A 12,944-nucleotide genomic window follows, 5' to 3' on the forward strand; every position below is an offset into this window, starting at 1 on the left:
AAGCGTCTTTTTGCTTCTGCTTACCGAGGAAGAAATTGAACACAAATCTAGAACAACCGAGCGTTTTATGAATGAGATCGACCTGTTTTTGGTTAGGAAAAAGACGAAATTTGAACGCTTTTTTTACTACCATGACATCACCTCATTTACAGGAACGTTTGTTCTAATCATATCATGAGATGAGTGTTTTGGCTATCGCCAACCGCCATTCATCTCCCCCTTATCGCTGGGCTAAAAGCCCTTCTCGCGATAGAAGAGGGAGTCTTCTGTCGGAAAACGATAAAATAATTCTCACTGTTAAGTTTATTATCTCATCCCTCGTTGACCCTCATATCTTTCATTAAACTTTATGATCTAGTTAATTAGAATCGCCCCCGTTTCCATCTCATTCATTTCTAAGGATTCCTATTCATAAAAAAGACAAATTTGTGAATTAAATCACGTTGATATTGATTAGCTTATTTAGATAGTATACAATTTAATTGTACACAATTTAATTATATAAATATGGGAGATGATCTTTTGATCAGCGATGAAAACCTAATTTTGGAAGAACAGCTAAGTTTTATTATGTACCTATGTTCAAAAGAAACAATTAAAAGGTACAAAGAATATCTTGACCCATTAGATTTAACTTATACACAATATTTAGCCATGCTTGTTTTATGGAATGGCGATAAAATTTCTGTTAACGACTTAAGTAAAAGACTTTACTTAGATTCTGGTACACTAACCCCTTTATTGAAAAAGCTTGAAGGAAAAGGGCTAATTGAAAGGTACCGAGATCGTAATGATGAAAGAGTTGTTTTAGTAAACGTTGCACCAAAAGGATTTGAGCTAAAAGATAAAGTAAAACATATACCTGAAAAGATTTTAGCGGAGACAGGTATTCCTGCGAGTGAAGCAACTGAGATATTAACGACACTAAAATCAGTTTTGGAAAGAACTAGCGTAGACAAACTCCCTTTTAAGAAGTAGTCTGTTTCAATGTATATCTTCTATGTCATTAGGGCGACCCACTGTAATGTCTAATTGAAAGGCGGTGATGAAAAAAATCGATGATTCATTGGTTACTTCATCTAGTTGAAAATAGCGCTAAATTTTCATTGAGGAAAAATCCCGAAAAGAGAGAGGTGATTGTTAACGATAATCAGCTGTTTTAATGCTGTAAAAAATAAGCTTTAACGACACCACAGAATAAACAAAAACACCGCTTTTTGAAATCGCTTACTTATAAAAATAAACGTGCAATGGATAGGAGTGTTCTTATATGTTCTTTTTCGAAGCAATTCCTTGGTATAACGTCGTTATGTGGTTTGTTGTTTTTGGTATTTTGATTGGATTAAATGAGTTGGCCCGTGCAAGTAAATGGGCAAGTGTCGCTCTATTTATGGCTGTACCGGTCATTCTTACACCCATATGGCTGATGCAAGGGGATACGGGAGTGACATCTTGGTTTACTTGGGTTAAAGTCTACTCTGCACTTGCAGGAAGCATTATCTATATGGTCATTCGATTTACCGATTATCACAAGAAACATAAATGGTACCTTGCTCTTGTCCCAGCGATCTTAGCGATTAATATTGCAGAAGCGGTCGTTCGTGAATTTCAGGTCGGTTTCTTAGGTTTTGAAGGAATGGTTGACGGTATGATGTATATCTCCGGAGGTTGGAACTACGTCAACGGAGTTGCAGGAATCCTTAACCTCCTCTTAATTTGCGGATGGGTTGGTATCTTCGCAACAAAAGGTAAGCGAAAAGATATGGTATGGCCTGACCAGACACGCCTGTGGATCATTGCTTATGGGGTCTGGAATATTGCCTACGTATACGCTTGCGCTCCAGGAAATGCATTCTATTCGGGTGTAGCATTAAATATCGCAGCAACGGTCCCTGCTCTTTTATGGGCGAAAGGAACCTGGATGCAAAATCGTGCTCAAACATTGTCATTCTGGATGATGTGGGTCATGACGTTCCCTTATTTCTTTGCAATCGGAAGTACTTTTAACGTGAGTGTAAGCTACAACCCTGCTGCTAACTGGACACTTGCTTTACTCAGCCTAACTCTTAACGTCGTTCTCGCTATTTGGCAAGTAACCCGTATTGTAAAGAATCGCAAAAATCCGTTGAAAGACGAAATTTGGACGGACATGCCTGATTACAAACAAATTAATGCGCGCCTTAACGAAGGTGTAGATGAAGTTCGCAAAGATGAAGTCATAGCGTAAACAATCTTAACTCATTCTCTTTGTGTAAGGAAATATTAGAAATTCAATATGCTCCTCTTTAAGTAGTCAGATAGCATCTGGTTAGTAAAGAGGAGCATTCTATATTTAGTCGATCCATGTACCCTTTAGAATCCGAACATCCTTCCTTTAGTTTGATTCATTGAGTATTTATACATTTATCTCGCAATCTTTCTTTCATTCCAATGTTGCTGATAATACTCTTCTTATTTCTTCCATAATAATTTCAAGAAGAAATCAGGCGATCATCGACTTATCATGAACGATAACAAAAACGAAAAAAAAGCGCCATCCCCATTAAATGTCAGGGATGGCTGCTGTTTTATTCTAAAAATTCATGATTATCTATTTTAGTTACGACTGTCTTTTTTTCCAACCATCGAGAAGTAGCAATAGATGGATTCCAGAAGAATAACGCACCATCTACAAGGTCCGTTCCTTTTAATGCTTCCTCCACGGCTTTAACCGTTTCATCATCTGGATTATTTTCAATTGTACCTGTTGTGTATGGTTCGAACTGTCTTTTTTGCGTGATCACTTCATACACACTATCTGGAAAGTCACTACTGTCAACACGGTTAAACACAACTTCTGCTACTGCAACCTTACCTTCGTACTCTTGTCCTCGTGCCTCAGCATGCACGAGACGTTCGAGTAAATCACGTTCACTCGAGCTCAATGTCACTCGTTTCGATGATTCTGTATTATCAACTAGAGTAATAGAAGATCCTTCGAGAAAGTCTGAACCAATGTCGAAGTTAAAACGATATAAGTCATCCAAATCAACACCATAACGCTCTGCTATATGGCTCAATGTATCCCCTTCACTCATTTTGTATGTTTCAAATGGAGGTTCCTCATAGTACTGGTAACTTGCCTGAGTCGGATTAGCTATTATAAATATTAAAATTGCTACTATGAATATACTTACAATTTTCTTCAAAAACAATCATACCTTTCTATTATTTACTAATACAGCTTTTCTTAAATCAATACTACACACAGTAACGCAAAAGGCATTGTAATGAAACCTGTAATTTATTCCAAATCACTTTTAAAGAAACCTTAAATTACGAAACCACTTAACTGTTCTCAAACAATGTAACTATACTTCCCGTATTCTTCTATTAACAAACAAAATGGAAGAAAACACAGATAAACACTAGACGAAAGACGACGACAAAGACTAACATAGTGTGTTAGTCTTTTGATAATATTTTAAGTTAAATGGATTTTTTTGTGGAAATAGTAGGCATTATTTATTAAACTATTCATATAAGATATATCTCGGATTATTTTAGCAAATATAATACATAGCAGGAGCATACATCATGGTTAAAAACAAACTAATATGGATAATTGAAAATAAGCGAAAAGAACTTCATAATTGTGTGAATAAAAACGGGTTCTTATCAAAAGAAGCGTTAAAATGTAGTGAGGAATTAGATTCACTTATAAATAAATACTATAAATGTTAAAATTTCTGTCTCATTAAATTATTTTCACAAATAAAGAAACCGCTTTCTTCATTACTATTAATAGAAAAACCAAGAAGTCTCTTCTATCGTTTTTTAATGACCGTATATGCAACAATAAAAGCTACCTTTAAAGGTAGCTTTTATTGTTATAGTATTAGGCTATCATGTCCCGCAAAACGTTCGGTAAGGGCGACTCGATGGTTCAGGTGGTTCGGTGTATTCTGTTTGTTTATCAGAGTGCTCGAAAGGGTTAGAAAGAGCATCAAGTAGACGTTCCATCACGCTGTAATCCTCTCGCGACACTGCCGCTTCTAATGCCTCTTCTACCCGATGATTCCTCGGGATGATAGCAGGATTATTCCGTCTCATCAAATCCTGTGAAGAGTCATTCGATTGTTCCTGCCTACTGAGTCTCTCCTGCCACCGCTCGTTCCACTGAGTAAATTCTTCTGTTCCAAACAACTCCGTTTTCTTCACCGTATCGAAAGTTAAAGCTTTGAAAGTATTCGTATAGTCAGCACGATACTTTTGCATCATACTAAGAAGGTCTTCAATAAGTCCTTCATCTTCCACTTCTTCGTTAAATAGTCCCAATTTAGCTCTCATTCCTTTGAGCCAATGACTGTGAAATAACTCGGTGAACCGAGAAATCTCATCTTGTGCTAGTTTGACAGCCTTGTCCTTGTCTTCATCTAGCAATGGTAATAAACTTTCCGCAAATCGCGCAAGATTCCATCCGGCAATATACGGCTGATTTCCATAAGCATAGCGACCTTGAACATCAATAGAACTGAAGACCGTTGCCGGATCGTACGTATTCATAAAAGCGCAAGGACCAAAATCAATCGATTGTCCACTTATCGCCATATTGTCCGTGTTCATAACGCCGTGGATAAAGCCAACTAGTTGCCATTTGGCTATGAGTTCAGCTTGACGCTTGATCACTTCTTGGAGAAGGAAAAGATATCGGTTCTCCCCATTCATTCCATCTGGAAAATGCCGATCGAGTGCATAATCTGCTAAATCCCGGAGATCTTCAACAGGGCATCCTCTTGATGCGTATTGAAACGTGCCGACACGCAAATGACTATCAGCTACCCTAGTAAGAATAGCACCAGGTTGATTCGTCTCACGGATGACGTGCTCTCCCGTTGTTACCACTGCCAAACTTCGGTTTGTTGGAATGCCGAGCGCATGCATCGCTTCACTTATAATATATTCCCGTAACATTGGTCCAAGAGATGCTCGACCATCTCCACCTCGAGAATAAGGCGTTCTGCCGGATCCTTTCCACTGAATATCCAATCGTTTCCCATCAGGAGTAATTTGCTCTCCAAGTAATAGCGCTCGTCCATCCCCAAGCATTGTGAAGTTCTCGAATTGGTGCCCTGCATAAGCTTGAGCAAGTGGTTCTGCCCCTTCAGGAACTTCGTTTCCAGCTAGTATAGCTAATCCGTCTTCCGATTCAAGAGCATCGGAGTTCAATCCAAGCGATTTTGCCAACGAATGATTAAGAATAACCAAGTTCGGTGAACGAACAGGGGTTGGTTGAAGGAGAGAAAAAAATGTTTTCGGTAGACGAGCATAACTATTATCTAAGTTCCATCCTACTTCTTTAAAATCTTTAATATTTGACATTGTATCCCCTTTTCTTTATTAGGCTTTTCACAAGTATTTTTAAAAAGGAAAATGTATAGATTCATGTTGTGATAACGAACACATCGCAGACGCTTATAGTTTCTACTTCTTCTGTCTATTTATTATAACAAAATAGTGCTTTTCAAAAAAATGATACGTACCGAGAAAGGAAGATCAATAATAATTCCTGGGATTCACATTAAGAACGCCACTTTTCCTTTAGTTCTTTAATGTGATGTGGCCCAGTTCTGCAGCACCCACCGATGATTTGTGCTCCTGCTTTTAGCCATTGTTCAGATTGACTACCAAAACTGCCAAGAGATTCTTTACCGTGCCATGTATTCGTTAATGGGTGATACGTTTCTCCAGAGTTAGGATAAACGATAATTGGTTTTTTCGTTGTTGAATGTAATACTTTTATTGCATCTAGAGCAACTTCGATTGGTGTACAATTTATTCCGATTGCTGCAATTTGCTCATTCTTTTCAAAAATTCTCACACATTCCTCCAAAGAAGAACCGTCACTAATTGCTTGTCCATTCTTTAAAGAAAAAGACACCCATGCATATGTATCTTTAAATTTTTTCAATAACGAATCCAGAACTCTTGCTTCTTGTAGAGATGGAATTGTTTCCATTGCCAATACATCAGCTCCTGCTTCCACTAATGCTTCTAATCTAGGACGGTGAAACGATGCTAATGTTGCATCTGTCACCTTATAGTTGCCAACATACTCAGAACCATCTGCAAGAAAAGCGCCATATGGTCCAACTGATGCTGCAACGATTGGTTTTGGTCTGAGATGTTTTTCGTCTTCGCTCTTCCAAAAATCATCTCTAGCTCTTTTTGCAAGTGTCACCGTTTTTTTAATAAGTTCTAACGCTTCGTCTTTTTTTATTCCACGTTTGGAAAACCCGTCAATCGTCGCTTGATAACTTGCAGTTATCGCACAATCCGCTCCAGCTTGGAAATAATCAACATGCACTTGGTAAATCAATTCCGGATTTTCTATCAATACACGTGCAGACCATAGTGGATCATCCAAATCACAACCATGAGACTCAAGTTCTGTTGCAAGTGCACCGTCCAGAATCATAACAGGATAGTCTTGTAAAATAGAATCAATCGGGCTCATGTTTTTCGACATCATTTTCTCACCTTTTCATTGAGATTTCTCATACAATATATAGTCGTCATTCAACCTGTAGTTTTTTTACTATCTTTTTCTTTGCTTTCTATCGTTTGATTTTTTTAACTTAATGGAAGCTGATGAAGGTTGTTTTCGAATAAATCTAAGAAATCTAATTATTTTTTCATCGTTTTGGAGCCGTTCTACCGTTCCTAAGCGGAGAGCTAATTCCTTATTCGTATACAAATGATGAATTTGCTTATGGCATGGTTTACAGAGAAAGGCCGTCTTTAAATGTGCCCCTCCTTCTTCTTTCGGAATCAAGTGATGCTCAGTTAATATCACACTTTCGCGCTCACATAATTCGCACCGCCCCATCTGCGTAGTCATCACATATCAACCACCTTTAGTTCTTACTTTTACTCAGAACTCTCTTTGTTAAATGATTATACAACATCTACAATGAAAACAAATCAAACCTAATCAACGTCAAACCATTGATTCATAAAAACACACCGGAATTCTTACATTTATATAATTAAATAACTCTCTTTGTTTTCAATCGAGAAAAAGAGCAAGACAGTCAATGTCATGCTCTCAGAATGTACAATACTACGTTAAATATAAAACTTTATTGAATATAAGGCTGTAAAGCTGAAATACCAGCATCTGCAAGCTTTCTCTGTCCCGCTTTTGTTGGGTGAATATCATCAATAATAATATATTCAGCCTGCTGCGAACCAATAACCCCATTAGCATCTGCAATCGTTATATCTCCAAATAAAGCATTAAGACCATTTATCGTTTGTTGAAAACCAAAATTAATTCCAGGCAACAAGTTTAATGCTACATAATGTAGCGGCTCGTTCAATTGAAATGGATTATAAATGTTATAAATCACAATTGGAGCATCTGTTAAAGAACGTATTTCTTCTACTATTTTAGAGAGGTTACCATAAATATCGCTGTTTGCCAGTTGTTGATTTAAATAGAATTCGAATAAACCTTCATCACCTCCACTTAACTCAAAAGCCGTAAACAAGGCCTGAAGCAAGTCGTTATTGCCGATATTAAGGGTAATATAATCCGCTTGTCTTACAGCCTGCCGATACTTCTGCTCATTTTCAAGAGCATCTAGCATATCATCGGTTTTCCAGCCAGGAACAGCTAAGTTTCGGACCCTCATATCTGTCTCTTCTCCAATGAGATAAGGAAAGGCATCTTTTGATGGCGATGCATTGTTATTGCCAAGATTGTACCCATATGGGATGGAGTCACCTAGAGACAAAAGAGAATCTTTTGCTTGATCGTTTTTAGCTAATACCCCTGGTGAAAATAAAAACGTAAGTGCTAAAAGTAAAATAAATGATCGAAATAAGATTTTCATAACCTTCCTCCTCGTATATCAAACTAAAATAATTATACAAGAAAAGAAAGCTTTAGTATATTGAATTTTCAGATTATTTTTGACATTTATCCCTCTTCTCATTTACGTTTCTTTTGCATTGCAGCATGAAAAAAAGTGCCAGCATTCTTTACTTCAACGTAAGTGGGACAGGCACCAAAATTGATCACTCATTATTAAGTAAATTATCTTGATTGCAATTAAGTTTTCAGACGTTCGACATTAATACATGAGTACTCATCACTCATTATCCTTTATCCACACAGAACTTTAAAGCTTTTATAGGTTAATACACGTTCTTGCAAGCCTTTTCAACAACATGATAATCTTTAACCAGTAATTGTCATTCTAATACACACATTTTATGGGGAGGTTTTTCGATTGAAGAGAAGGACGGCGGAACCTTACAAGATCAAATCAGTAGAACCATTGAAAATGTTAAGTTATGACGAGAGGAAAGATTCATTAAAGAAAGCGGGCTATAATACATTTCTAATTAATTCTAGAGAAGTGTATATTGATCTATTAACGGATAGTGGAACAACAGCTATGAGTGATCAACAGTGGGGCGCGATAATGGTTGGAGATGAAGCCTATGCCGGAAGCGAAAGCTGGCAACACCTCGAAAAAGCCGTGAAAGATATCTACGGTTATCAATACGTAATCCCAACGCACCAAGGACGCGGGGCTGAAAACCTTTTATCGCAAATGAAAATTAAAGACGGAGATTACGTACCCGGAAACATGTATTTCACAACGACAAGAGCTCACCAAGAGTTAAACGGTGGTACATTCGTAGACGTGATCATCGACGAAGGACACGATTCTTTATTGGACCATCCATTTAAAGGAAATGTAGATTTAGCAAAACTTCAGAACCTCATTAACGACGTTGGTCCAGAAAAAATTCCATATGTTTGTGTAGCTGTGACAGTTAATCTCGCTGGCGGACAACCCGTGAGTATGAATAATTTACGGGACGTGTATAACCTTTGTCATCGACACGATATCGATGTCATGTATGATGCTACCAGGTGCGTAGAAAATGCCTTCTTCATTAAGGAAAGAGAAGAAGGCTATGGCGATATTGCTATAAAAGATATTTTAAAAGAAATGCTATCCTATTCTGACGGGTGTACGATGAGTGGGAAAAAAGACTGTTTAGTCAATATAGGCGGATTTCTAGCAATGAACGATGAAGACCTTTACACGCGAGCACGAGAATTAGTCGTTCTTTATGAAGGGATGCCTTCTTACGGTGGTATGTCTGGTCGTGACATGGAAGCAATGGCATTAGGTATATATGAATCTATTGATGATAAATACATTTCTCATCGCATTAACCAAGTACGATATTTAGGGAATCAATTAATCGAAGCTGGCATTCCGGTCGTGCGACCAATTGGCGGTCATGCCGTTTATCTCGATGCTAAGAAATTTTTGCCACACTTGAAACAAGAGGAACTCCCTTCTCAGTCCCTTGCAGCAGCGATATACTTAGATTCCGGCGTACGATCTATGGAGCGAGGTTTTGTGTCAGGTGGTAGAAATAAAATCACTGGGAAAAATAACAAACCGAAACTGGAACTGGTAAGGTTAACGATACCAAGACGCGTCTACACGAACGATCACATGAACGTCGTAGCAGATTCAATCATGGCATTATACGAAAAAAGAGATCAAATCGCAGGACTAAAAATGACGTATGAACCACCAACATTAAGGTTCTTTAACGCAAGGTTTAAACCTCTCTCTTCATGCGGAGAACTTATGACAATAACTACATCTAGTGCGACGACGTAAAAGCAGTAAAAGTGCCATAAAACGTTTTTGTTTTGTGGCACTTTTACTATATGAAACATATACTATAACCCTATTTTCACAACCAACATTCCATCAGTTATTTCCATACTTTTAATGTTTCCAACAGGTATATTTTTGACTTTCTCAATTTGATTTAAATCAATACTAATCACTTCGTCTCTGTAAGAAACATAAGGTGATTTATCCTTAAATAACTTTTTATTAATCCGTTTACTATGGATAGGATCTACTTTATTAATTCTAAAGAACATTTTCTTATTTTGGCCGCCCTCTGGAATTAAAGTTATCGACACATTTATAGACATCCGGACTTTTTTCACAATTCCATAAACTACTACAAGATCATCTTTAAAGTCAACTGATGTAATGGTTATATTCTCGTCTTGTATGTTATCCTGTAAAATTTGATAAATCATCTGTTTAGAAATTTTGACAGAAACACCATTCTCTTTAAATTCAGACATTGTTTTTGATATTCGATCAAATAGTTCTCTCAGTACAAACACCTCTTTTCAGGCTATTTTCAAATGTTGTTACGAAGTCTTTATATCTATACCTATTTTACTATAAAACGATCTTCAATTATCAATTTATTCAACATTACAACATAAGTACTTATAAAATGGCACTTTAGTCCCGTTTAATCATTGAATATCTATTCATCACATAGGTTAACGGTTATTATTTATCAACCTAGTTAATATTGTATTAATGTGTAACTATAGTTAAAACAATAAATAATGTAAAATTGATAGTATAATAATTAAATAAAAAAGAAGCTTAATAAAAAGTTGATGTTCCCCTTTTGAAATAAGTATTCTCAAGTCACTTTTGTTTTATCAAATTATTAGAAAAGGTGATAACAATGAGCAAGAAATTAAATGACGTTGACTTAACTAAGCATATTGAGAAAAAAAGTGACTATAAAAAGCAGTTGAAAAAAGCGCAGAAAGAATTATTACTCTTGCAACAAAGTGTATTTGAGAAGAATATCCCTTGTGTATTCGTGTTTGAGGGGTGGGATGCTGCTGGTAAAGGCGGTGCCATTAAACGAATCACACAAAAAATTGATCCTCGTGGGTTTCAAGTACATCCAATCGCCGCTCCAACAGAAGAAGAACATAACTATCATTACTTACACCGGTTTTGGAACCGTCTACCCTCCGAAGGACAAATTGCGTTATTTGATCGTTCATGGTTTGGAAGAGTTCTAGTTGAAAGGGTTGAAGGTTTTGCTTCCAATAAAGAATGGATGAGAGCTTATGAGGAAATGAACCAATTTGAAAAACTGTTACATGACGATGGTCATCTCATTCATAAATTTTGGTTCCATATTAGTAAAGATGAGCAACATAAACGTTTCTTAGAACGTCAACAACATTATCTTAAACGATGGAAAATTACTGATGAAGATTGGCGGAATCGCAATAAATGGGAAGAATACGAAGTAGCGGTAGAAGACATGTTACAAAAAACAGATACCCCCTATGCTCCATGGGATATTATAGAAGGAAACGACAAATGGCATGCGCGTATTAAAACGTTAAACATCATTATTGATAAAATCAAAACTCATTTAATAAAATCATCTTAAGATTGCCAAATCTATGTACTATACGCCATATGGCACTTATGTTCAACGACAGTTATAAGTACGTAAAAACAAAAAAGCACCCATATAGGTGCTTTTCCTCTACATAAATTGCATCGTTGTAATACAAGTGTCATCATTTTCAAACGTAGATAGCTCTGACTCTACTGTCTTTCCATCATGCGTAATCGTTGTTTGATATGTTTTGTCTCGAGGTAACCACAAATCAATAAAACCATTCTCAAGAGATTTCACTGTTTCGTCCATAACAACATTGCCTTCTTCGTCTTCAATGTACACGTCAAACTCTTCTTCTACCATCTCTCCCTGACAACCTGTCAGGTTATGAATGCTTCATGGATGGGTTTGGTCAACGTATGGTGCGATAGAAACAAAAAATTTGTCTTCAGGTAAGTCATAAGTTAACTCACTTTCATCACTATTGGTCACAATTAATTCGTGTGATGTAATGGAAGCGGTCTGGTCGGTGATGTTACCTACACTATAATCATTAACCAATTCAACTATATTTTGTGATTCACTTTCTACTGGTTCATTGCTTTCGTCGTTACCTAAAAACAAAAACGTAACCAAAGCAACGGAAACAAGCCCAGTAAACGCAATTATTTTCTTGTTCATTATAGTTTTCCCCCTCTTTCTTGTCCCCTCATATTTTAATAAAAGAGCACTGTTTTGTATTACAAGATTATAATATCATCTAATCCAATAGGAATATAGATATTAGCGAATTATTTCATATAATATACATATTTAATACTATCTTGATAATTTTACTTGGAATAAGTTTAGAAAATATCTAACTTTTTGATTAGGAAAATATCAACGTAAATGTTCCTTAGCTTTATTTTCTAGTTATTTTTATGATCATATGATTTTAAAGGAAGTATAATAAATGTAAAACAAGGTAGTGTTATTTTTGAATGGAGGTAAATCATGAAGGTTATGGTGATTTCTGATACTCATATTCCAAAAAGGGCAAAAAAACTTCCAGATCGGATCATATCTGATTTAAAGAAAGCAGATCTTATTATTCATGCTGGTGACTGGCAAACGTTAGAGGTTTATAAGGATTTATCTCAATACGGAGAAGTTAAAGGAGTATATGGAAATGTTGATAATGATGAGATAAAAGCACACTTCCCTAAAAAATTAATATTGGAATTAAATGGTCACAAAATAGGAGTAGTTCATGGTCATGGAAGGAAATTAACAACGGAAAGACGAGCACAAGAAGCTTTTAAAGATGATCATGTTGATTGTATTATTTTCGGTCATTCTCATATTCCTGTGCAAAAGTTATCAAATGATATCCTTCTGTTTAACCCTGGTTCAGCAACAGATAAAAGAAGGCAGTCTAACTATTCATATGGTATTTTAATGATAAAGAATGAAATAAAAAAGCAAAGCATGTTTATTTTTCAGATCAAGCATAGGAAAAATCATGCATAGAGGCCAAGAAAATAGTAGCATACGTTTATAAAATCCTAAAACACACACTAATAATAATAAAATCAAAACAGCATTGTGAGGTTCTAGAAAATTAGAAAAACAAAATCACCTATTTTTTATACAATTATTTTAACACAGCGAAAAATTACTTCACTCCTTCCATA

At 36.2% G+C, this 12,944-nt stretch carries 14 protein-coding genes; 6 read left to right on the plus strand and 8 right to left on the minus strand.

Features of this window, described 5'->3' with window-relative positions; genetic code table 11:
* Positions 1–133 (minus strand): helix-turn-helix domain-containing protein (locus tag QDN89_RS04115; protein ID WP_280769362.1); only part of this gene is annotated, 133 nt, incomplete at its 3' end.
* A gap of 389 nt (positions 134–522) precedes the next feature.
* Between QDN89_RS04115 and QDN89_RS04120 the strand changes: the two genes are divergently transcribed.
* Positions 523–978 carry a MarR family winged helix-turn-helix transcriptional regulator gene (locus tag QDN89_RS04120; protein WP_280768823.1) on the plus strand — a complete coding sequence of 152 codons (456 nt, stop codon included), beginning with the start codon at positions 523–525 and terminating at the stop codon, positions 976–978.
* Positions 979–1,270: 292 nt separating this feature from the next.
* Complete coding sequence (locus QDN89_RS04125; RefSeq protein WP_280768824.1) at positions 1,271–2,227, plus strand: DUF5692 family protein; 957 nt, start codon at positions 1,271–1,273, stop codon at positions 2,225–2,227.
* Between the two features lie 340 nt (positions 2,228–2,567).
* Here the strand turns inward: QDN89_RS04125 and QDN89_RS04130 are convergent, their stop codons facing one another.
* A complete protein-coding gene (locus QDN89_RS04130) occupies positions 2,568–3,188 on the minus strand; it encodes a cell wall hydrolase (protein ID WP_280768825.1) in 621 nt (206 codons plus the stop codon).
* Positions 3,189–3,576: 388 nt separating this feature from the next.
* On the opposite strand from QDN89_RS04130, the gene QDN89_RS04135 reads away from it, so the two are divergent.
* Positions 3,577–3,723: an aspartyl-phosphate phosphatase Spo0E family protein gene (locus tag QDN89_RS04135; RefSeq protein ID WP_280768826.1), complete on the plus strand. Its 147-nt coding sequence runs from the start codon at positions 3,577–3,579 to the stop codon at positions 3,721–3,723.
* A gap of 162 nt (positions 3,724–3,885) precedes the next feature.
* Here QDN89_RS04135 and QDN89_RS04140 read toward each other — a convergent pair whose 3' ends face one another.
* The 4 genes from QDN89_RS04140 to QDN89_RS04155 all read right to left on the minus strand — a co-directional run bounded on the left by QDN89_RS04140 (position 3,886) and on the right by QDN89_RS04155 (position 7,877).
* Complete coding sequence (locus QDN89_RS04140) at positions 3,886–5,361, minus strand: protein adenylyltransferase SelO (RefSeq protein ID WP_280768827.1); 1,476 nt, start codon at positions 5,359–5,361, stop codon at positions 3,886–3,888.
* A 199-nt stretch (positions 5,362–5,560) separates the two neighbouring features.
* On the minus strand, positions 5,561–6,508 hold the full coding sequence (gene mmuM, locus QDN89_RS04145; protein WP_280768828.1) for a homocysteine S-methyltransferase: 948 nt from the start codon (positions 6,506–6,508) through the stop codon (positions 5,561–5,563).
* A 69-nt stretch (positions 6,509–6,577) separates the two neighbouring features.
* On the minus strand, positions 6,578–6,880 hold the full coding sequence (locus QDN89_RS04150; RefSeq protein WP_280768829.1) for an HNH endonuclease: 303 nt from the start codon (positions 6,878–6,880) through the stop codon (positions 6,578–6,580).
* A 241-nt stretch (positions 6,881–7,121) separates the two neighbouring features.
* Positions 7,122–7,877, minus strand: coding sequence for a GDSL-type esterase/lipase family protein (locus QDN89_RS04155; protein WP_280768830.1), 756 nt, complete (start codon positions 7,875–7,877; stop codon positions 7,122–7,124).
* Positions 7,878–8,276: 399 nt separating this feature from the next.
* On the opposite strand from QDN89_RS04155, the gene QDN89_RS04160 reads away from it, so the two are divergent.
* Positions 8,277–9,698, plus strand: coding sequence for a tyrosine phenol-lyase (locus tag QDN89_RS04160; RefSeq protein ID WP_280768831.1), 1,422 nt, complete (start codon positions 8,277–8,279; stop codon positions 9,696–9,698).
* Between the two features lie 62 nt (positions 9,699–9,760).
* Here the strand turns inward: QDN89_RS04160 and QDN89_RS04165 are convergent, their stop codons facing one another.
* Complete coding sequence (locus QDN89_RS04165; protein WP_280768832.1) at positions 9,761–10,183, minus strand: hypothetical protein; 423 nt, start codon at positions 10,181–10,183, stop codon at positions 9,761–9,763.
* Between the two features lie 401 nt (positions 10,184–10,584).
* On the opposite strand from QDN89_RS04165, the gene QDN89_RS04170 reads away from it, so the two are divergent.
* On the plus strand, positions 10,585–11,313 hold the full coding sequence (locus QDN89_RS04170) for a polyphosphate kinase 2 family protein (RefSeq protein ID WP_280768833.1): 729 nt from the start codon (positions 10,585–10,587) through the stop codon (positions 11,311–11,313).
* 99 nt (positions 11,314–11,412) lie between these two features.
* On the opposite strand, the gene QDN89_RS04175 is transcribed toward QDN89_RS04170, so the two are convergent.
* Positions 11,413–11,949 (minus strand): CueP family metal-binding protein, encoded by a 537-nt coding sequence (locus QDN89_RS04175; RefSeq protein ID WP_280768834.1) that lies wholly within the window; start codon positions 11,947–11,949, stop codon positions 11,413–11,415.
* Positions 11,950–12,264: 315 nt separating this feature from the next.
* On the opposite strand from QDN89_RS04175, the gene QDN89_RS04180 reads away from it, so the two are divergent.
* Positions 12,265–12,780, plus strand: coding sequence for a metallophosphoesterase family protein (locus tag QDN89_RS04180; protein WP_280768835.1), 516 nt, complete (start codon positions 12,265–12,267; stop codon positions 12,778–12,780).
* The last annotated feature ends 164 nt before the right edge of the window (positions 12,781–12,944 follow it).

Source organism: Salipaludibacillus daqingensis, from assembly GCF_029891575.1.
Classification (GTDB): Bacteria; Bacillota; Bacilli; order Bacillales; family Salisediminibacteriaceae; genus Salipaludibacillus; species Salipaludibacillus daqingensis.

Excerpts from the sequence above, each read along its gene's own strand:
- QDN89_RS04125 (WP_280768824.1), top strand. The coding sequence starts at position 1,271 with ATGTTCTTTTTCGAAGCAATTCCTTGGTATAACGTCGTTATGTGGTTT.
- QDN89_RS04135 (WP_280768826.1), top strand. The coding sequence starts at position 3,577 with ATGGTTAAAAACAAACTAATATGGATAATTGAAAATAAGCGAAAAGAA.
- QDN89_RS04140 (WP_280768827.1), bottom strand. The coding sequence starts at position 5,361 with ATGTCAAATATTAAAGATTTTAAAGAAGTAGGATGGAACTTAGATAAT.
- mmuM (WP_280768828.1), bottom strand. The coding sequence starts at position 6,508 with ATGTCGAAAAACATGAGCCCGATTGATTCTATTTTACAAGACTATCCT.
- QDN89_RS04150 (WP_280768829.1), bottom strand. The coding sequence starts at position 6,880 with ATGACTACGCAGATGGGGCGGTGCGAATTATGTGAGCGCGAAAGTGTG.
- QDN89_RS04155 (WP_280768830.1), bottom strand. The coding sequence starts at position 7,877 with ATGAAAATCTTATTTCGATCATTTATTTTACTTTTAGCACTTACGTTT.
- QDN89_RS04165 (WP_280768832.1), bottom strand. The coding sequence starts at position 10,183 with ATGTCTGAATTTAAAGAGAATGGTGTTTCTGTCAAAATTTCTAAACAG.
- QDN89_RS04170 (WP_280768833.1), top strand. The coding sequence starts at position 10,585 with ATGAGCAAGAAATTAAATGACGTTGACTTAACTAAGCATATTGAGAAA.
- QDN89_RS04180 (WP_280768835.1), top strand. The coding sequence starts at position 12,265 with ATGAAGGTTATGGTGATTTCTGATACTCATATTCCAAAAAGGGCAAAA.